A 19,402-nucleotide genomic window follows, 5' to 3' on the forward strand; every position below is an offset into this window, starting at 1 on the left:
CGGTTGTTCGCGCTGGCCACTCAACTCGCGATCGTAGGCTTGACGCTTTTGAGGATCTTTCAGTACGCCATAGGCAATATTCAAGGCCTGCATCAAGGCCGTAGCATCGGGAGCTTTATTAATATCAGGGTGATATTGGCGCGCCAAACGGCGAAATGCTGCATCAATCGTCGCAGCATCGGCGCTGGTGGCAACCCCAAGAACCTCGTAATGTGTTTTCATCAAGCGTTATTCACTCGCTGCTAAACCAAAAAAACCACGTAATTGTTGGCGATAGGTCGCGTGATTAGCCCACAGCGCCACGTTGGCTTGGGCTTGCTGTTCAAGCAATTGGGCTAAGCCTTCGATGTTTGCTGCACGCAATTTGGCCAAGGTCTGCACAATCAAGGCCTGATTGGCATGTTCAAGCTCACGCCAAAATCGTTCATGCAGAATCTGTTGGCCAGCAACATGAGCCGCCGTAAGCTGGCTAAAATCGCCAAATACTGCTTGCTGGTGCAAATAAACCAAAAAGCGACAAGCCACGCTGTTGAGTTTATCCTGTTTAAGTTCAGCGATCCAATCGCTGGCATCATCGCTGAATTGGCGCGCCAAGGTTAAGCATTCAAGCGTTTCGATGACGAGATTCGCGGTTGGGCCAAATGGATCGTGCCCAGCCAGCCAAGCCTGAGCACGGCTGTTGAAAAAAAAGGGTTGGGCGCGCGCCAACAAGACTGTTTGCTCAAAATTGGCCAATTGATCCACGCCCAGGCTTGCCAATTCGCTCAAGCGATAGCGCAATTCCTGCTGATGGCCAAGCGCTGATGCGAGCGTCAGTTGGCGAAATAACGGCCAGATTGGGCTTTGCGCCAAGCCTAATTCTGTATACAGCTCAAGCTGGCGCAGCAAAGCCAAATGCGCGCCAAGCAATAACGCTGGCTCTGCATCGCCATCCAACAGATTATCTTGGACCCAATAATACCACCAGCCATAGAGTTGGGCCGCACCGAGCTGAACATACATAGGCCTTGCAAGCGCAAACTGCTCACGCAGCCACCATGGCAAGAGCGCGGCAATCTGGCTAAATCGGCCCTGTTTCAACTGGCTAAATTGGGCTTGCAAGACCTCGGCCAAGCCAGTGGGCAAGGCCGCCAAATCGGCTTCAATCAAGCTGCAAACGGCGCGATAGTGCGCGTGATCATCAACTGGCTCGGCTAAATTCATCCTCATTCCTTTGCTGCGACAAACGATTATGCGCCATTAGGATACACCAAAGCCGAGCATAGCCGAACTTTGAGCCACAAAGCCCAGTATAGTAGAGCAGAATTAAATCCTCGTAAGGAGAAGCAATTGATGGCTGTTTCGATGAATATCGAATTTGTGATGATTCCACACCAGTTTGGCGGACGAAAATATCCATTTGCCAAAAATATATATAGTCAAGTGCGGTGGCAGCGCTATTTCTATCAAGCCCCGAATAGCGTCAGGAGTATTCAATTGATTGAGCTTGACTATGACCCACAGACTAGACTAGGCCATGCATTTTGCATTTTCCCCTTCGATGACCCATTTCCTGAAGCATGGCTTGAACCAGGCGAATTACTTGAACTGTGTGAGGGCGCACACATCGTAGCAATTGCCAAGATTGTGCCGCCACGAATTGTGAAAGAACAGGATTGAAGTTATGTCAAATCTGATCGCGTTTGAATTGTTCTGGCTACCAGAACAATTCAGTGGCCATAGCCAGCCGCCGTTTGTACGCATGCAAACGCGCATTCGAGGTGAATCAAGCCAATTTCCGATGCGGAGTATCGAATGGATACAGTTGGAATATACCCAAACCACGAGTGAAGGCTATGCGCTAGGCAAATTGCTCACTCGAATCCCAATAGCCTTAGGCCAGTTTAAATGTGGCGAACAAATTAAGCTCCTTGCTGGCGACACAATTATTGCAGTTGGCAAAATCGTTGCCCAACGCGCAACCGATCGGTAAGCGAAAAACCCTCAGCCTCGCTTCTACGGCACTGGCAAGAGGCATTGCTCTATCATTTTATATTTTTGATCAGCTCAATTTGCCATTCAGCAAAATTGCTACTTGATATATTCCCATATCGGTATATAATAACTATATGGCACGTGCAGCAACAACAACCGATGTATTCAATGCGATCGCAGAGCCGGGGCGGCGGCAAATTCTCGACCTGCTCGCGAATGGCGAGCTTTCCGTCAACGAACTGGTTGAGCAGCTTGGGCTGGCTCAGCCGCAGGTATCCAAACGCCTGCATGTCTTGCGCGAAGTCGGGCTAGTGCTCGTGCGCGATGATGGCAGACAACGCTACTACCGATTAAATGGGCGGGCACTCAAGCCTATTCACGATTGGATTCGGCGCTACGAACAAATGTGGAACGACCGCTTTGATGCCTTGGATGATTTGCTCGAAGAATTGCATGATCAGGAGGATTAACCATGCCAACGCTCGTCAACAAACATTCAGCAGTGGTTACGCTGCCAACCGACACCCAAATTCAAATTAGCCGCGATTTTAATGTGCCCAAGGAGCTGGTGTATCGGGCTTGGACTACGCCTGAACTGGTGAAACGCTGGTGGTCAGCAGGCCATGGCACGGTCACGATTGCTGATATTGATCTAAAAATTGGCGGCATGTGGCGGTGGGTCACGGTTACAGACACGGGCTTTGAAGTGGCGTTTCATGGCGAATATCGCGAACTTATCCCCAATGAGCGGCTGGTTTGCACCGAAGTATACGAAGCTATGCCCGAAGGCGAAGCATTGAATAGCCTGATTTTCGCCGATCGCGAAGGTGGCTCAAGTTTGACCCTGCTGGTGCAACATAGCTGTCAAGAGCATCGCGATGGGCATGTCAATTCAGGTATGGAATCGGGCATGCAAAGCGCGCTGGCAATGCTTGAAGCAGTTGCGCTCGAATTGCTTGAGCCAACAGCAGTCGAAGCCTAGGCTACTACAAATGTGATGTGGCTTCGTGGAATGGAGACGAAATTCATGACAACGCTAACCGCAACCAGCTCAAAAACCAGCCTGTGGGCCAGCAGGATCATGCGAGGGTTACCAATTCTATTCCTGCTTTTTGATGGCAGCTACAAGCTTTTTAATCCAGCTCCGGTTGCTGAATCGTTCGCGGCACTGGGCTACCCTGAGGGCATTGCCTTGAGCTTGGGGTTGCTATTGATTGTCTGTACCATCGTGTATGCAATTCCACGCACCGCAGTGCTTGGGGCGGTTCTGCTGACTGGCTATCTTGGCGGGGCCATCGCCAGCCATGTTCGGGTCGGCGATCCGCTATTCTCATTAATCTTTCCAATCATTATTGGGAGTTTATTGTGGGGTGGCCTCTATCTCAGCGATGCACGGCTCCGCACGATTTTTCCAGTGCGTAGCGCATAACCCATAAACTACTAAACCATAAGCAAAGCCCCGCTCCGAAGCAGTTGGAGCGGGGCTTTGCTTATGGTTTAGTTCGCGGCCCAAGGAATGTAGCAGCGCCATATTGCTATGGTCGTGGTCGCAGTCGCCGTGGCCGCTGCAGTATTTGTTGCGGTTGGCACATCGGTCGGCGTTGCGGTTGCGGTGTTGGTCGCGGTCGCAGTATTTGTCGTGGTTGCAGTCGCGGTTGCCGTCGGTTCAACGGTTGGCACATCGGTCGCGGTTGCCGTTGGTTCGTCAGTCGCCGTTGCGGTGTTGGTCGCGGTTTCCGTCGGTTCCACGGTTGGCACATCAGTTGCCGTCGCCGTTGGCACATCGGTCGCGGTTGCCGTTGGTTCGTCAGTCGCGGTTGCTGTTGCAGTTGGCACATCGGTTGCAGTGGCTGTGGGCAGGGGTGTACGGGTTGCGGTTACGCGCGGGGTTGGCGTGCTTTCAATTGGCACATTCAATTGGCCATAACTATTATTACCCCAACACAAAATCCGGCGATCACCCTTGATTGCGCAGGTATGGCCATATCCAGAACTGACTTGGCTAAACGTACCAGCGGGCACAATTGGCGCAGGAAATTGCCCCCAGCAATGGGCAATTGTCGTATTACTAATGATGCCACAGCCATGATAGCCCCCAATGCTAATCTGGCTAAATGAGCCATTGGGCGGTGCAGGCAAATCGGAGAATGTCGAGTAATTCCAACAGCTGATCCTATTATCAGTTGCTAATGCACAAGCAGAGCTATAGCCAACACTCACATCGCGATAGCTCCCAGCAGGTGGTGGGACGAATCCATCCCAGCCATTTTCCCAACAGTGCAGTGCTTGCGCAGTATCAATCGCACAAGCATAAGCTTGGCCAACGCTCACTTTCGTATATAGACCTTGCGGGGCACTTTCCCATGGATCAACATTCCCGCCCCAGCAGGCTAAAGTTTTATCAAGCTTAATCGCGCAGCTATGAAACGAACCAGCATCAAGCGCGCTAAATCTGCCGCTTGGTGGATTCAGAATCCCATAATCTGGCGAACCCCAACATCGGATCGCGAGATCTGAGGATCGAATACCACAGCTAAATCCAGCGCCAGCACTCACTGCTTCAAATGAGCCAGTTGGCGGCGTTGATTCATTATCATCATTCGCGCCCCAACATTGCAGCGTTCGACTGGTCTTAATCGCACAGGTATGGCTGTAGCCAGCACTTACTCGCAGATAGGTATCGACCAAAGGTGCGGCCATAACCTGCGGATTCGACTTGGGCAACACAAGAATCAGCGCCGCCAAGCCAAGTAGCCACCACAGCAGTGGCGCGCGAAAACGAACGTGCATGCGATCCATAACCACACAGCTCCTCAACAACGATTGCCCAGATCCACAGAATGATGATGATCGCTCAATTATACGCGCGTATCAGTAGGCAACCAGAGCCATTAGTCCAATCCAGCAGTGGGATCACGCATACCTAGCGCTGGTTCAGGAGTGATAACCGAGAAGCTGCTTATGGAGTGGATTCGGGCCGCAATCGCTCGCCTCTTGCACAGGAAAGCGATCGCGGCAGATTAAATTCTTAGTTCGTCGCGGCCCAAGGAATGTAGCAGCGCCACGGTACAGTGGTCGTGGTCGCAGTTGGCGCATTAGTCGCCGTTGCCGTTACGGTATTTGTTAACGTAGGCACATTGGTCGACGTGGCCGTTGCGGTTGGCACATCAGTTGCGGTCGCGGTCGCAGTTGGTTCGTCTGTTGCCGTTGCGGTGGGCAGATCAGTTGCGGTCGCGGTTGCGGTTGGTTCGTCTGTTGCCGTGGCTGTGGGCAGATCAGTTGCGGTCGCGGTCGCCGTTGGTTCGTCTGTTGCCGTGGCTGTGGCTGTTGGAATGTCAGTTGCAGTCGCTGTATTGGTTGGAGTTGCCGTGCGCGTTGCAGTTGAGGTTTTGGTTGGGGTTCTCGTAGGGGTGCTTTCAATTGGCACATCGAGTTGCCCATAACGATTATCACCCCAACACAAAATTCGGCGATCACTCTTAATCGCACAGCTATGCCCACCACCAACACTAACATACATAAAACTACCAGCCGGAACATTGATATATTCGCTTAAGCCCCAACACGAAACCTGTGACGTGTTGTAAACGCCACAGCTATGTGAACCACCAATACTCAGTTGGCTAAACGGCAGCTCAGGCACTTCGGGGCTATTTTGGTCTTGGCTATGGTTATTCCAACAGCTGATACTATTATCGACTGCCAGTGCACAAGAAGTACTATCTCCAACACTCAGATCACGATAGGTGCCGCTTGGCAGCGGTGGCGATGGATTCTCACTATCTTCACTACCCCAACAGACTAGTGCCTGAGCAGTATTAATTGCACAAGCATACAAAAAACCAACACTAATTTTGGTATACGCTCCTGCTGGAGCATTGAGTGCGCCATTTCTATTATAGCCCCAGCACTGCAAACTTTGATCAGTTTTGATGCCACAACTATGCCATACACCAGAATCAAGCGCGGTAAAGGTGCCACTTGGTACATTGGTCTGCCCATGTGTATTCGATCCCCAACAGGCAAGAGTTTGGGCAGGATAGCGAATTGCACAACTGAAAGAACTACCCGAGCTAACCTCACGATATTCCCCAGACGGTGGGCTTGTTTCATACGATTGATCAAATCCCCAACACCGAATTGTTCCGGTGGTTTTAATCGCACAGGTATGGGCACCGCCTGCACTTACTCGCGTATAGGTATCGACAAAGGGCACGGCCATAACTTGGGTGGGCGATTTGGGAAACACCAGCACAAGCAGCACAAGGCCGCTAATCCACCAAAGCAGGGCTGGCCGAAAACGTGATTGTTGACGCATAAAATTCTCCTCGCAGTACAGCATGGATCATAGCAAATAGGCTAAGCCAACCGTAACAGCAAACCTGCTACGGCATCGACCCAAACCCGAGCTTCATGATTGGTTTGAAAATAGCAAATTCTCTCGAAGAATAGGCTTATTATATGCGAGGATTATGCCAAATCAAGCACCAAAAGTACCTTTCAGCAGGGTCATTGATGAGGATAATTTGCCCATGTTCACAGCTCACAAACAAAAAGCCAGCCCGTGTTTTAGTAGCAACGCGGGCTGGCTTGGATAGAATTTACAGCTGACAAATCAATTAGCGTTGATAGACCCGCACCCAATCAACATACATGCGTTGCGGAAAAACGCTGCTTGCAGGCGGGTCAAGCGGCCAATCGCCGCCAACCGCGATATTGAGCAAAATATAGAATGGTTGATGGAATTCGGTTTTGCCGCTGCCAGTAATTGGCAAGACCAGCGGCTGGCCATTATCGTTCCGCAATAATGGCTGACCATCAATTGTCCAGCGAATTTGTTGTGCATCCCATTCGACCCCAAACACGTGATAGGCATCGGCATAGCTTCCGCTGGGCAGATTTTTGGCTTGCGCACCATCGCTACGGTCGCCATTTTCCGACCACCACATATAGCCATGGGTGCGGTTATCGCCACATTCGCTGCCACATTGGTTGCCACCCACCATTTCCATAATATCGATCTCGCCAGAAGCTGGCCAATTGCCTTGGTTGCCCATCATCCAGAAGGCTGGCCAAATGCCATTACCATACGGCAAGCGCATGCGGGCTTCAATGCGGCCATATTGCCACGAACGTTTGCCTTGGGTCACTAAGCGCGCCGAGGTATATTGACATTTGCCATACCAGCAATTGTAATTGGCAGGATTTTCCTTACGCGCTTCGATTAATAGGGCTTTGCCATCCTCGGCAGTGGCATCTTGGGTGATACTGGCATTTTGGCCATTGGTGTAATATTGGCGCTCGTTATTGCCGCCACCATCGCCATTCACAATATAGCGCCAATTGCTTTGATCAATCGTCGTTTGGTTAAATTCATCGCTCCAAACTAAGTTCCAATTGCCAGTTGGGGTTGGCGTGCGGGTTGGCGTAAGCGTTGGCCCTGGCGTGCGGGTTGGGGTTGGATTCGAAGTCGATGTGCCATAGACCTCAAGCTCCCACAGCGAGTAGCCCCATGGCGTGCCGCGCGTGGTTGCATAGACCCGCAAATAACGCCCGCTACCAGTAAGATTCAAATCGTCGTTGTTGCCATCGCCAGTTGTCGTGTTATAAATCGTCGTCCAATTTGTGGCATTGGTTGACACTTCGAGCCGGTAGGCTTTGGCGTAGGCGGCTTCCCATTTGAGCAGCACCCGATTAAGATTGTAGGTCGCGCCAAGATCGATGCGCAACCATTCGACCGAAGTTTCGGCGCTGGCCCAACGCGTTGCAGCATTGCCATCAACGGCTTTGCTCGCTTCAAAGCTAGCACCTTCAATTGATGAAGCAAGCGCAGGCCGACCAAGTGCCAGATTCACCCCAGTTTGCGCTTGAATCGAACGCGGCAACCCAAGCAGCCCAAATAGCCCAAATAGCCCAAGCAGCAAGCAGATCCGCAGCTGCAATAACGGTTTAGCACGCTTAATCATGAACAATCGCTCCTAAAATTACTTAATTAAGTATTAAGAGTATAAAGCGAAACCGCCGAGCACAACCGGGGTAATTACAGGGGTAAAACTGGGGCAAATTGGCTACGCTGCCAGCTTGACAGGCTTGCTATAGTGATGGGCTAGGGAGAAATTAGTTCGCTGGTGCTCGTAACCTAGCGCGAGTTAACTAGCAAGGAGAGTGTCTTGATGAATCGTGATCAACTGCTGGCCGAGTTCGAGCAATTAAGCAATGCCCAACGGATTATACGCATGGTTGGCTTGGGCCAACAAGCAGCCAACGATCCCCAAATCGGCCAATTAATTGAGCAATTCGCCCAAAGTAGCAGCATTTACCAACGCCGTTTGGCCTTGTGGAGTTGCTACGGCAGCCACGATAGCAGCTTGATTCGGCGCTTTATCAGCGATCCTGCCCAATCGTTAATTCGCTTAGCAATTAATTTAATCGCTGTGTATGGCACTGATCCTGATGTAGCCGCCAGTTTAGGCCAATTAGCCACTCCATTTTGGCGGAGAGCGCTCAAATTATTGGCCAAACAAGGCCGATTTCACTTGATTGACGCTTTTTTGGCAACCTTAGAGCCACAACAACTGCCACCATACCAACTCTTTGGCTCAGAACAGTATTACAACCAGCATCAAGCAAGCATTATCCACCACCTTGCACCAGCAGCCTGGAGCCACTTTGCCCGTTTCAAGCCGCACGAATGCGCCGACGCAGTTCAGCAGATTTTGCAAAACGAAGTCCTGAATCTTAACCATAAGCTAAGTATTTTCAACCAAGCCATTCCCGAGCTTGCAGAATACGATCCCGATCGAGCACTCGCCCTGCTGCAAATAGCACTCAATCAACAAATTGCGCTCCAATCGTTTACATTGCAAGCTTTAGCCAATCGGCGACCTCAAGCGATTGCCAATTTGATGATTCAACAGCAACAAACAGCCTCGATTAACTGGGGCAACGTGCTCAGCAAATTGAATGTAGATCAAATTTTACAGCTAGCTGAACTCAATTTGCTGCCACGACCAGGTTTATGGCTGAACAAAATCCCTAGCTCCTACCGCTCAGCAGTGTACGCCGCCCATCATCGCGAATGGTACGATCAACAATTAATGCTCCTCGATGATACGCTCTTGCAAGCGCTGCCAAGCAACGAACGCCAATCTGAGGCGCGGCGGATTCAGCAACTGCCCAATACCGCTGCGAATCTGCAGTTGAAAATTCGCTATGCCGCCTATTTGCCATGGGATGAAGCATGGGCAGCTTTGCAACCGGCGCTCAAACATAACGAAGCCGAATTGCGTGGCGAAGCACTCGCTTCGTTAATCAAAATTGTGCGCTATCAGCCAGAGTACGCCCAAACAGTCTTGGATTTAGTGCACGATCGGCGCAATGAGCAAGATCCCGTCCGAGTTAAAATGTTGAGCGCTTTGAGCGAGCTGCCAGCGCGGCGTTGGCAAGCACAACACCTGACCAGCATCGAGCAAGTTATTCGTGGTAGCCTCAATGCCCGCGATTGCTCCGATACCAGCATTCGCTTATTGCAACGCTGGCTGAGCAAATTGCTCGAAGTGCATCCCCAAGCGAGCATCGAATTAATTAGCCAGATTAGCCGCGAACGGGGCCAACTCTTTGTGCAACGCCATGGCCGCGAACTCAACGCCAGCGAGGCTCAAGCCCTAGCGGCGGCACTCTTGCCAATTATGCAATCATGGCAGCGCCGCCAACAAGCAGAAGATATTTTAAGCATCGTCAATTTTGTTGGCCGTGCAATTAAGGATGTGCCTGAATTGTTGGCAATGCTTGAGCAAATCGCCAATGATACGATCGATTGGGCTGCTATGCGTGCCGTCTATGTGCTGCATCGCTATGCTCGTACGACGTTTACGCAAGTTGTGCCGCGCATTTTGGCCAACGATCGCAGCTTGATTACCCAGCCGCTGATCGTGAATTTTGTGCATACCAAACGCCAAGATTTACTGACCCCATTTTTGCCTGCCCAACGCTATAAAGGTAAATTTAGCACTGGCGATGCAGGCTATATTTTGCCCATTCAGCGCGGCTTTGAGCGCTGGACAACCAGCCAGCAACAAATTTTTGCCGAAGCAGTCATTACCCAAACCGAGCAAGAAGACTTACAACACCAATATTTAATCGAATATGCACAGCGTTTAGCCTACCTTAGCGAGGTCGCACCCACTCGCCTGATCGAGTTGGCCCAGCTTAACGCCCCCATTGAGGTGCTACGCGATAAAGCGCTTGAAGCATTAAGCCGCCGCGAAACTGGCGATGGCGTACCAACCTTGCTCGAAGCCTTGGACGATGGCCGTGCTCGGGTGGCGATTTATGCCTTGCGTCGCGTCTTGCTGCGCATGCCAACCAGCCAAGCCTTGGCAATTTTGCGCAATGTACCGAGCGCCAAAATAACCGTCGCCAAAGAAACCATCCGCCTGATCGGCGACCTCAAGAATCGGGCTGCCTACCAAGAATTATTGCGCTGGAACGCGCTTGATTTGCATCGCGATGTGCAGATTGCCCTCGTCCATGCGCTCAACAACTACCTTGATCAACCAGAAACCTGGCAGATTTTTGAGCGCTTGCTGAGCCATGAAGAAACCACGGTGGTCAAGAGCCTCAGCACAATTTCGCTCGCAGGCCAGCCGCTCAGCATGCACGAACGACTGTTCCGCTTATTGGCAGCACTAGTAGAACATCCTCAGCTTGAAGTCCGTGAAGAAGCTATTGCCCGTTGTTACTTCTTTTACGGCAGCGATCGCCAACGGATTTTGGTTAAACCATTGACCAAAGCGCTGACTTCAGGGATTGCACAGCTCCGCCATGCAGCGATTAAGTCGCTTATTAATATGTATGCAATTAAGGATTCGGCAGTTATTGTTGGAATTGTACGCGAGCATTTACTCAATCGGACGGTTATTTACGATCTCATTAGCACGCTTGATCGCCAAGTGAGCGCATTTGAAGCATATCGTCCAGTTGGCTACGCGCTGATCAACGAATTAGCCCGCGACCGATTTACGACCCAGCTACAAATTCGATTGGCTGGTCATTGCTACAGCGAACAAGAATGGTTTGATTTCGTTCAGCAGTTGCAGCAACAAGGCTTGCTCAATATTAATAACTTTCGGGCGGTCTTAGAAGTCGTTGAATCGGTTGCTAATCGGCGTTGGCTAGCTCAGCCAGCCCAACTCGAAAGCCTTTTCTATCAATCTAGCGCTGCTTATTTACGTCGAATTGGCCTCGCCGCCTTTGGCTTCAAAACCAAACGCCTGGGCTGGCATCCCGCCGATTATCAACGCCTAGCCGAATATCAGGCCGATCCCGATGAGTTGGTTGCAGTACCAGCCCAATTTATCTTTCCACCGCAGGTCGAAACAGCCGAGCCACCCAAATAAATCCAGCTCGCAAGCGGCGCGTCGCCGATAAGCAACGCGCCGCTTTCCAGCCAGCTTGACAGGCTTGGTATATTTACGGGCTGGGGAGAATTTGTTAACTACTCGTATGCTATCAGCAGATAGCCCCTAGCGCGAGTTAATTAGCATGGAGAGTGTGTTGATGAATCGTGATCAACTGCTGGCTGAGTTCGAGCAATTAAGTGATAACCAACGGATTAAACGCATGGTTGCACTTGGCCAACAAGTCGCCAACGATCCTCAAATCGGTCAATTAATTGAGCAATTCGCCCAAAGCCCAAGCATTTACCAACGCCGTTTGGCTTTGTGGAGTTGCTACGGCAGCCACGATAGCAGCCTGATTGGAAGGTTTATCAGCGATCCTGCTCAATCGTTAGTTCGGTTAGCAATTAATTTAATGGGTGTGTATTGCACTGATGCTGATGTAGCCGCCAGTTTGGGCCAATTAGCCGCCCCATTCTGGCGCAAAGCACTCAAATTATTGGCCAAACAAGGTCGATTTGCAATAATTGATGGATTTTTGGCAACTCTAGAGCCAGCGCAATTGGCGCAGTATGCAATATTTGGTTCGCAACAGTATTACAATCAGCAGCAAGCATCAATTATTCAGCGGTTTAGCCCTCGCGAATGGGGCCAACTGGCGCGCTTCAAACCGCTTGCCTGTGTTGCATCGATAAATACGTTTTTGCAGCAATCAGCGCAGAGTATTCAACAAAAACAGGCAGTTTTGAGCATTGCGCTGCCAAAATTAGCTACGCGCCAGCCAGATCCGGCGCTCGGATTGGTGCAAACAGCGCTCGATCAACAGCTGGAACTCAATTCCTTGCCACTCCAAGCCCTAGCCCATCAGCGCCCCCAAGCGATTGCCAATCTGCTGATTCAGCAGCAACAAACAGTAGAGCTTGATTGGGACCACTTGGTTAGCAAACTGCGCTTAGAGCAAGTTTTACGGCTGGCCGAGCTGAATTTACTCCCAAGATGGGCTACTTGGCTGCGAAAAACCCCAATTAGCTATCGATCTGCCTTGTATGCAGCCCTGCATCGCCAATGGTACGATGAAAGGTTGTTGCTCCAAGATTATGTATGGGACGCGCTGCCGAGCAATGAACGCCAGCACGAAGCACGGCGCGCGCAACATGTACCGCATGTGGAAATGTTCCCTATTTTAAAAATTCAGCATGCCGCCTATTTGCCATGGGATGAGGCATGGGAAATCGTGCAACCAGCGCTCAAGCATAGCGAAGCTGAGTGGCGGGGTGAAGCAATCGCTTCGTTAATCAAGATTGTGCGCTATCAACCAGAATATGCCCAAACTGTCTTGGATTTGGTTAACGATCGGCGTAACGAGCAAGATCCGGTGCGGGTTAAGCTGCTAACAGCCTTAAGCGATCTGCCAGCACGACGGTGGCAATCCCAACACCTCGCCAGCATCGAGCAGATTATGCGTGCGAGCTTAAATGCCCGCGATTGCTCTGATACCAGCATTCAGCTCTTACAACGCTGGCTGAGCAAATTACTTGCGGTGCATCCAGAGGCCAGTATGGCATTAATTGGCCAAATGAGCCGCGAGCGTGGCAAACTGTTTGTCCAGAGCTATGGTGGTGAGCTGAATGCCGCCGAGGCCCAAGCCTTGTGCGCCGTGCTTTTACCAATTATGCGCACGTGGCAACGCGCCCAACAAATTGAAGATATTCTCAGCATTGTCTATTTTATTGGGCGCTCAATCAAGGATGTGCCCGAATTAATTACCATGCTTGAGCAAATCGCCAACGAACAGTTACATTGGGCAGCAAAACGAGCTTTGGATGCACTCCACAGCTACGCTCGCCCTCATTTTAACCAACTTGTGCCACAGCTGCTCGCCAACGACCCAAGCTGGATTACCCAAAGGCTGATTTTGAATTTTGTGCAGAGCAAACGCCAAGACTTGCTCACGCCATTTTTGCCAGCCCAAGCCTACGAAGGCAAATTCAGCACAGGCGATGCTGCGTATATGTTGCCAATTCAACACGGCTTTGAGCGCTGGACTACCAAGCAACAACAGATTTTTGCCCAAACCCTGATTGAGCAAACCCATAATCCTGATCTGCAACACCCAACCTTGATTGATTATGCTCAACGCTTGGCCCACCTCAGCGAGGTTGCCCCAACCCGCTTGATCGAGTTGGCGCAGCTTAACGCCCCAATTGAGGTCTTGCGCGATAAAGCGCTTGAAGCATTAAGCCGCCGCGAAACCAATGATGGCGTGCCAACCTTAATCGAAGCCTTGGCCGATGGCCGTGCCCGCGTAGCGATTTATGCTTTGCGGCGGGTATTGCTGCGTATGCCAACCAACCAAGCTTTGGATATTCTGCGCAATGTGCCAAGTGACAGAGTAACCGTTACCAAAGAAACCGTGCGGCTGCTTGGCGACCTCAAAAATCAGGTTGCCTACCAAGAATTATTGCGCTGGAATGGGCTTGAGCTGCATAACGACGTGCGGATTGCCCTCGTCCATGCGCTGAGCAACTATCTTGAGCACCCAGAAACCTGGCAAATCTTGGCAAGCATTGGTCAGCATGACGATCCAAATGTGGTTGATAGCCTGACCGATATATCGCTCAAAGGTCAACCGCCAGCGATTCAGCAACGCTATCTCAAACTCGTGGCAGGGTTATTGGAACATCCTGATGGAGCAGTTCGCCGAGATGCGCTGATGGCGCTTAGTTTGATTCCTGACCCTGATCGGCTGCTTGTCCAACCAATCATCGCGATCATTGCTAGCGATAGCCACGATTTACTCGAAAGTAGCATTATATCGCTCGTCCAACTCTATGGAATTAGCGCTATTGAGGTTGTTGCCGCGATTGTGCGCCGCTTTCTGACAAAACGCTTTTTCCTCTATCGATTTGTGGAACATCTTACGCCGCTACTCGAAATCCAACCAAGCTTCTTGCCCTTGGGGCACGCAATTGTGGCCGAATTGGCCAGCGATCGCTTAACAACCCAATTGCAAATTCAATTGGCTGCACGCTGCTATACCGAGCAAGCATGGTTCGATTTTGTGCAACAGTTGAGCCAAAAGCAATTATTGCATGTTGATAATTTTCGGGCAGTGCTCGACGAAATGGATTATGTCGAAAATACTATTTGGCTCCGCCAACCTGATAAACTAGAAAACTTTTTCTACCCATCCAACGATCCCTATTTACGCCGGATCGGCTTAGCAGCATTCATTAGAGCGAACTATTCCAAAAGATTTAATTGCCTATTTATTTAGTGGTCAAATGATACTTTCTGGAGGAGTTATTCGCTGGGCAGCAGGAACTCCTAATGCAGGACAAATTGTACGCCATTTATTACCATCTACAGGGTTGAAAATACATCCAAATCTTCACGCACCTACGACTGGCCCATATTTACTATTACGATTCATGAGCAATGGCATAAATCCTTCTCTATCGGCATTGCAGATAACTAATCACCTTGCTATCTTTTCGAACATGAGTTTACTCCTATCTGGGCTTAGTGTATTTGCAATAGCCTTAAGTTTTAAACTTCTTTCAGCAAAAATTAATAAACTTAATACTCATGTTGGTGAGATTCTTGATTTACTTAAAGCACAAAGTCGGACAAAACTCAAAGCGCGGATAGAAGAACTTCAAATACTTGATACAATTTCAACCGAAGATAGGCGCATGACCATTCTTAGTCATGTATTACCCGATCTCAATGATCTTTATCATCTTTATATGGAGCAACTCTCTAAAATTAATGATTGGCATAAGTTCAATGCTTTAGAAGAACTTTTTACTTTAACTGCAACCGCACGTGCTCATGCTTATGCTGAGTTCGATATTACAAGTGGACAAGCAAGCAGAATTGCGCAAGAAACGCTCATATTTTGGCAAGAACATTCTCGTCGAATTGCTCGCGATTCAGTGTTATCCCCTAATCCACAGCGTTTTTTGTCTAGCAATTTCGTTGAACAGATTAGTACAATAACCCTTATAGACTGGATGGATTTTGCACACGGAGAATCAAAAGGCTTACTATGGATTGATGAATTACGTCGTCAAATAACTTCAAGAAATATTCCAATTAATGTTAATATGCAATCTGTCTCAAGATTCATGCCATGGTCTAGCAATATATCGAATGAATACGAACTCCTTATATCATTAATGCAACGACTCGTTCAACGCAATACAATCCTTGAAACCAATCTTGCCCAATATCAAATGCTTGAGGATATAGCAATACCCCCAAGCATGATGCAATCACAACTAGAACAAATACCAACTGATATCCAATCACAAAGTTTTATAGTTTTTAAACCTAATAACCTCATGATGTAGGATTCATGCGATTGTTAAACAAAATACTTCTAGCAAGCTGGTGAGCGGTGCATTATTATATATCTCTACTCTTGATAGCAGCTTCAAGGTAGGCGTTTTTGAGCGCAACATAGTTTTCAGCAGTGCGCCGAATGCGCTCAAGATGAGCGGCATCGAGTGGGCGGATTTTGCTAGGAATACCCAAAACGAGCGAATTGGGCGGGACAATCATACCTTCGGTAACCAAGGCACGCGCACCAATCAACGAGCCAGCGCCAATTTGGGCATGGTTCAAAATCACCGCGCCCATGCCAATCAGCACATCATCGCCAACGGTACAGCCATGGACAATTGCGCCATGACCAATACTTACGCCTGCGCCAATTGTCAGCCAAGCATCGGGGTCGGCATGCAAAATTGAGCCATCTTGAATATTACAGCGTGCACCGATGCGAATCAGGCCTTTATCGCCGCGAATAACCGTCATCGGCCAAACACTCACATCACTGGCTAATTCGACCGCGCCACAAACCAAGGCTTGGGGTGCAATATACACCCCTTCCGCGCGCGAAACACAATCGCTGACGCAGGGAAATTGATATTCCACAATCGATTACCTACGCTAAAACATGGCCGCGCAGAATCGTCAAAGCCTCGCCGCCAATCCGCGAACTCATAATTTGCGCTTCTTGATCGAACTCGACAGCAACCTCGACCCGCCCAGGCCGGCCCATGGCATCGCCTTGCTCAGCGCGATACTGCACCACATTGCTGCCATCAGCTTGGGCAATCACCCCAACTCCAACCAACAATGCGCCAAGTGGGCCTTGAGCCGAGCCAGTTACGGGGTCTTCGTCAATGCCAATGAGTGGCCCGAAAAAGCGCACATGCACCGCGCTCTCAGCATCTAGCCCTTCCAAGCAATACAAGGTTAATGCGCTTAGTTGATGGCTTTGACAGAGGAAACGCACATCATTCATATTCGGCTTAATCGCCAAAAGATTCGCCAGATTATGACAACCAATATAACCATATTCACCGCCGCGCGTTGGCGGAATATCGCTGCGAATATCGGCTTCATCCAAGCCCAGCGCGGCAGCCAAGGCCACAATTTGCAAATCGAGCGGCTCGAATTCGGGCACGGGAATGTCGAGCCACACTTTACAAGCAGAGGTTTCGCTTGCTTGCAGCTCGACCGCCAAAATGCCCGAGGCAGTTTCAATCGTATACTGGCCAGGAATAACCAAATGGCCGCGTTCGGCCAAGGCATGGCACGCGGCGACCGTGGCATGGCCGCACAAGGGCACCTCGACGGTTGGCGTAAACCAACGCAATTGCAAATCGGCTTGGCTACTTGGCAGCACAAACGCCGTCTCGGAAACATTCATCTCGCGGGCCAAGCGTTGCATCACGACCGGATCAAGTCCAGCAGTATCCAGCAACACTGCCGCTGCATTACCAGTGAACGGAACCCGAGCGAAGGCATCAACTTGGACAATTTCGCGCCAGCGTGGCATAGAACGATCCTCAAACTAGGGTTAATCTAGCTTCATTCTAGCACGATGCAGCGAAGACGTTGACGTTTTAGCGCTGCTTACGCAGCCGAAAAGCTCCGTCAAGCAAACCAACAACCAGCCAAATCAGCGTCGCACCAAACAATTGCAGGCTCGAAAAGCCCAAGCTAAAGCCAAGCACTAGCAGGCCAAGCACAATTGCGGCGTGCAAATAGACCCAGTGAGTTTGATAATCAGCCGGATTTTTGGTTAAGCGCGTGGTCAGCCAAAGCATGCCAATTGCCGCCAGCAAACCAAGCACCCCATACAGCTGGTTGATTTGGCTGCTCGGATAGGCCAGCATCAGCGCTAAGCCAAAACTGGCTGCATTTAACATTCTGGCGAGCAACAGGCTTAACGTGGATTTTTTGAAGGCATTGAGCGTGGTCATGGTTAATCTCCTCAATCAAAACAGTCGTTGATATTAGTTTGGAGTGTAGCACAAATGGCTAGCAATGGGAATACTAGAAGCTTTTAACTACTTCTATTTTCTCCTCCCTTCCGTCCCTCCGCTGGAGGGAAACGCCGGGGGTTTTCATCCCCCAGCACCCCCTAATGTTTATTTTATGGATTGTTTCTGCGTTGTCTATCCTCCCGATGTCCGATAGCTAAAAGCCCAGAGCCTGTAGCCAGCTTCTCTCTGCGCCGCTGCGTTAAAATTCCCTTCGCGTTATTCGCGTTCTTCGTGGTTTCTTCCCTTCGTGCTCTTCGTGCTCTTCGTGGATCAAACGGTTAATTGACATTCATGGTCAACCTGTTATGATGATCGCGTTTCCGGTATCGTTTCCAGCCCGTTTCATGGGTAGATAGAGGTAGTGCTGTGCGCTCAAAACAATCAACAATCACCATTCACGATGTTGCCAAAGCGGCTGGCGTGTCAGTGAGCACAGCATCGCGAGTGCTCAACAACAAAGCTGATGTTTCGCCAGAGACCTACAAAAAAGTGCGCCAAGTAATTGACGACCTGAACTACACCGCTAGTTTAGCCGCCAAAAGCATGCGCAGCCGCACAACCAATGTGCTTGGCTTGTTGGTGCCTGAGTTAATTGAGGTCTATTACCACGAAGTGATCAAAGGGGTTGGCGCAGCAATCGAAAATTCTGGCTACGATTTATTGATTTATACCAGTGGCAGCCCAACCCGCAACAAACGGGCCTCTTGGGAGCGCGAGCATGTGGCGTTGTTGAGCAGCGGCTTGACCGACGGCTGTATTATCGTTTCGCCATCAGCCCCAACCTTCCAAACAAACGCCAATATTGTGGTGATTGATCCTCATGGCGCGGGCGCAGAAGTGCCATCGGTTGTAGCAACCAATCACGAAGGCGCAATCCAAGCTGTTGATTATTTGGTCAGTCTTGGTCATCGCCGTATTGGCTTTATTCAAGGCCATCCTACGGCGTGGAGCGCACTGCAACGCTTTGAAGGCTACAAAGCTGGGCTGCACAAAGCGGGCATCGAATTCGAGGCCGCACTGGTTTGCGATGGTGATTTTACCTCGGCCTGCGGTAAAGCAGCAACCTATCATCTGATGAACCAGCCCAATCCGCCAAGCGCCATTTTTGCCGCCAACGACCGCACCGCAATCGGCGTGCTTGAAGCGGCCCAAGAACTGGGCCTCAACGTGCCACAAGATCTCTCAGTGATTGGCTTTGATAATATTCCCGAAACCATGCAAACCACACCACGCCTAACCACCATCGATCAATCAATTCGTGAGATGGGTTCGTTGGGCGTGCGGCTCTTAATTGATATGTTGCAAAATCGCGAATCGAGCCAGTTGCTACACACCGTGCCAACTAGCTTGGTTATTCGCGATTCGTGCTGGATGCGCAAGCAATAGCCCTGCGCTTACGTGAGATTAATTCCACGCCGACGCAGTTGTTCGACGACGGCAGCCACCAATTTCAGTGGCTGCAAGCCCCCAACGAACAATACTTCATCCTCAAATAAGGCAATTGGGTACGGCCAGCCTTCTTCAGCAAAATACTCAAGTTGGTTGGCATGTTGGGCTTGTACCGCTGAATCATCAAGATCATAATAGTTGACGCTTACTTGCGCGCCAACCAAGCGCTCCAACGAGAGCGCAACATTGGTTGCTACCTTCAACGAAGGCATGCGTGGGCCTCAGCCATAGCCACAACTG

17 protein-coding genes and 1 pseudogene are annotated in these 19,402 nt (G+C 50.2%); 9 read left to right on the forward strand and 9 right to left on the reverse strand.

Going from position 1 to position 19,402, the window contains the following annotated elements; genetic code table 11:
• Positions 1-27: 27 nt before the first annotated feature.
• Together JOD20_RS26990 and JOD20_RS10585 are read right to left on the reverse strand one after the other, a co-directional pair.
• Positions 28-222 (reverse strand): annotated as a pseudogene (locus tag JOD20_RS26990) (DnaJ domain-containing protein); the annotation flags it as partial.
• A gap of 6 nt (positions 223-228) precedes the next feature.
• Positions 229-1,203: a hypothetical protein gene (locus JOD20_RS10585; RefSeq protein WP_204755244.1), complete on the reverse strand. Its 975-nt coding sequence runs from the start codon at positions 1,201-1,203 to the stop codon at positions 229-231.
• Between the two features lie 129 nt (positions 1,204-1,332).
• Between JOD20_RS10585 and JOD20_RS10590 the strand changes: the two genes are divergently transcribed.
• The 5 genes from JOD20_RS10590 to JOD20_RS10610 all read left to right on the forward strand — a co-directional run bounded on the left by JOD20_RS10590 (position 1,333) and on the right by JOD20_RS10610 (position 3,403).
• On the forward strand, positions 1,333-1,659 hold the full coding sequence (locus JOD20_RS10590) for a hypothetical protein (protein WP_204755245.1): 327 nt from the start codon (positions 1,333-1,335) through the stop codon (positions 1,657-1,659).
• A 4-nt stretch (positions 1,660-1,663) separates the two neighbouring features.
• Positions 1,664-1,972 carry a hypothetical protein gene (locus tag JOD20_RS10595; RefSeq protein ID WP_204755246.1) on the forward strand — a complete coding sequence of 103 codons (309 nt, stop codon included), beginning with the start codon at positions 1,664-1,666 and terminating at the stop codon, positions 1,970-1,972.
• Between the two features lie 136 nt (positions 1,973-2,108).
• Positions 2,109-2,444, forward strand: coding sequence for an ArsR/SmtB family transcription factor (locus JOD20_RS10600; protein ID WP_204755247.1), 336 nt, complete (start codon positions 2,109-2,111; stop codon positions 2,442-2,444).
• 2 nt (positions 2,445-2,446) lie between these two features.
• Entirely contained in the window at positions 2,447-2,956 is a 510-nt protein-coding gene (locus JOD20_RS10605; protein ID WP_204755248.1) for an SRPBCC family protein, read from the forward strand.
• A gap of 45 nt (positions 2,957-3,001) precedes the next feature.
• Complete coding sequence (locus tag JOD20_RS10610) at positions 3,002-3,403, forward strand: DoxX family protein (RefSeq protein ID WP_204755249.1); 402 nt, start codon at positions 3,002-3,004, stop codon at positions 3,401-3,403.
• A gap of 68 nt (positions 3,404-3,471) precedes the next feature.
• Here the strand turns inward: JOD20_RS10610 and JOD20_RS10615 are convergent, their stop codons facing one another.
• The 3 genes from JOD20_RS10615 to JOD20_RS10625 form a co-directional block, all read right to left on the reverse strand.
• Positions 3,472-4,773: an RCC1 domain-containing protein gene (locus JOD20_RS10615; protein ID WP_204755250.1), complete on the reverse strand. Its 1,302-nt coding sequence runs from the start codon at positions 4,771-4,773 to the stop codon at positions 3,472-3,474.
• Positions 4,774-5,002: 229 nt separating this feature from the next.
• Positions 5,003-6,292 carry an RCC1 domain-containing protein gene (locus JOD20_RS10620; protein ID WP_204755251.1) on the reverse strand — a complete coding sequence of 430 codons (1,290 nt, stop codon included), beginning with the start codon at positions 6,290-6,292 and terminating at the stop codon, positions 5,003-5,005.
• A 301-nt stretch (positions 6,293-6,593) separates the two neighbouring features.
• A complete protein-coding gene (locus JOD20_RS10625; protein ID WP_204755252.1) occupies positions 6,594-7,940 on the reverse strand; it encodes a discoidin domain-containing protein in 1,347 nt (448 codons plus the stop codon).
• Positions 7,941-8,147: 207 nt separating this feature from the next.
• On the opposite strand from JOD20_RS10625, the gene JOD20_RS10630 reads away from it, so the two are divergent.
• The 3 genes from JOD20_RS10630 (at position 8,148) to JOD20_RS10640 (ending at position 15,727) form a co-directional block, all read left to right on the forward strand.
• Positions 8,148-11,372, forward strand: coding sequence for a HEAT repeat domain-containing protein (locus JOD20_RS10630; protein WP_204755253.1), 3,225 nt, complete (start codon positions 8,148-8,150; stop codon positions 11,370-11,372).
• Between the two features lie 160 nt (positions 11,373-11,532).
• Positions 11,533-14,649, forward strand: coding sequence for a HEAT repeat domain-containing protein (locus JOD20_RS10635; protein ID WP_204755254.1), 3,117 nt, complete (start codon positions 11,533-11,535; stop codon positions 14,647-14,649).
• A gap of 7 nt (positions 14,650-14,656) precedes the next feature.
• Positions 14,657-15,727 (forward strand): hypothetical protein, encoded by a 1,071-nt coding sequence (locus tag JOD20_RS10640; protein WP_204755255.1) that lies wholly within the window; start codon positions 14,657-14,659, stop codon positions 15,725-15,727.
• 55 nt (positions 15,728-15,782) lie between these two features.
• Here the strand turns inward: JOD20_RS10640 and JOD20_RS10645 are convergent, their stop codons facing one another.
• The 3 genes from JOD20_RS10645 to JOD20_RS10655 all read right to left on the reverse strand — a co-directional run bounded on the left by JOD20_RS10645 (position 15,783) and on the right by JOD20_RS10655 (position 17,650).
• Entirely contained in the window at positions 15,783-16,313 is a 531-nt protein-coding gene (locus JOD20_RS10645) for a gamma carbonic anhydrase family protein (RefSeq protein WP_338034182.1), read from the reverse strand.
• A 10-nt stretch (positions 16,314-16,323) separates the two neighbouring features.
• Positions 16,324-17,223 (reverse strand): PhzF family phenazine biosynthesis protein, encoded by a 900-nt coding sequence (locus tag JOD20_RS10650; protein ID WP_204755256.1) that lies wholly within the window; start codon positions 17,221-17,223, stop codon positions 16,324-16,326.
• 67 nt (positions 17,224-17,290) lie between these two features.
• Entirely contained in the window at positions 17,291-17,650 is a 360-nt protein-coding gene (locus JOD20_RS10655) for a hypothetical protein (RefSeq protein ID WP_204755257.1), read from the reverse strand.
• A 429-nt stretch (positions 17,651-18,079) separates the two neighbouring features.
• Between JOD20_RS10655 and JOD20_RS10660 the strand changes: the two genes are divergently transcribed.
• Positions 18,080-19,099 (forward strand): substrate-binding domain-containing protein, encoded by a 1,020-nt coding sequence (locus tag JOD20_RS10660; protein WP_204755258.1) that lies wholly within the window; start codon positions 18,080-18,082, stop codon positions 19,097-19,099.
• Between the two features lie 8 nt (positions 19,100-19,107).
• Here the strand turns inward: JOD20_RS10660 and JOD20_RS10665 are convergent, their stop codons facing one another.
• Positions 19,108-19,374, reverse strand: a complete 267-nt coding sequence (locus JOD20_RS10665; RefSeq protein ID WP_204755259.1) for a hypothetical protein — start codon at positions 19,372-19,374, stop codon at positions 19,108-19,110.
• Positions 19,375-19,402: the final 28 nt, after the last annotated feature.

Origin of the sequence: Herpetosiphon giganteus (assembly GCF_016907925.1) — a bacterium.
Taxonomy (GTDB): Bacteria; Chloroflexota; Chloroflexia; order Chloroflexales; family Herpetosiphonaceae; genus Herpetosiphon; species Herpetosiphon giganteus.

Bases quoted from the DNA above. Each gene is read 5' to 3' on its own strand.
- JOD20_RS10590 (WP_204755245.1), top strand. From the start codon at position 1,333: ATGGCTGTTTCGATGAATATCGAATTTGTGATGATTCCACACCAGTTT.
- JOD20_RS10600 (WP_204755247.1), top strand. From the start codon at position 2,109: ATGGCACGTGCAGCAACAACAACCGATGTATTCAATGCGATCGCAGAG.
- JOD20_RS10610 (WP_204755249.1), top strand. From the start codon at position 3,002: ATGACAACGCTAACCGCAACCAGCTCAAAAACCAGCCTGTGGGCCAGC.
- JOD20_RS10650 (WP_204755256.1), bottom strand. From the start codon at position 17,223: ATGCCACGCTGGCGCGAAATTGTCCAAGTTGATGCCTTCGCTCGGGTT.
- JOD20_RS10655 (WP_204755257.1), bottom strand. From the start codon at position 17,650: ATGACCACGCTCAATGCCTTCAAAAAATCCACGTTAAGCCTGTTGCTC.
- JOD20_RS10620 (WP_204755251.1), bottom strand. From the start codon at position 6,292: ATGCGTCAACAATCACGTTTTCGGCCAGCCCTGCTTTGGTGGATTAGC.
- JOD20_RS10585 (WP_204755244.1), bottom strand. From the start codon at position 1,203: ATGAATTTAGCCGAGCCAGTTGATGATCACGCGCACTATCGCGCCGTT.
- JOD20_RS10605 (WP_204755248.1), top strand. From the start codon at position 2,447: ATGCCAACGCTCGTCAACAAACATTCAGCAGTGGTTACGCTGCCAACC.
- JOD20_RS10640 (WP_204755255.1), top strand. From the start codon at position 14,657: ATGATACTTTCTGGAGGAGTTATTCGCTGGGCAGCAGGAACTCCTAAT.
- JOD20_RS10615 (WP_204755250.1), bottom strand. From the start codon at position 4,773: ATGGATCGCATGCACGTTCGTTTTCGCGCGCCACTGCTGTGGTGGCTA.
- JOD20_RS10665 (WP_204755259.1), bottom strand. From the start codon at position 19,374: ATGCCTTCGTTGAAGGTAGCAACCAATGTTGCGCTCTCGTTGGAGCGC.
- JOD20_RS10625 (WP_204755252.1), bottom strand. From the start codon at position 7,940: ATGATTAAGCGTGCTAAACCGTTATTGCAGCTGCGGATCTGCTTGCTG.
- JOD20_RS10630 (WP_204755253.1), top strand. From the start codon at position 8,148: ATGAATCGTGATCAACTGCTGGCCGAGTTCGAGCAATTAAGCAATGCC.
- JOD20_RS10595 (WP_204755246.1), top strand. From the start codon at position 1,664: ATGTCAAATCTGATCGCGTTTGAATTGTTCTGGCTACCAGAACAATTC.
- JOD20_RS10635 (WP_204755254.1), top strand. From the start codon at position 11,533: ATGAATCGTGATCAACTGCTGGCTGAGTTCGAGCAATTAAGTGATAAC.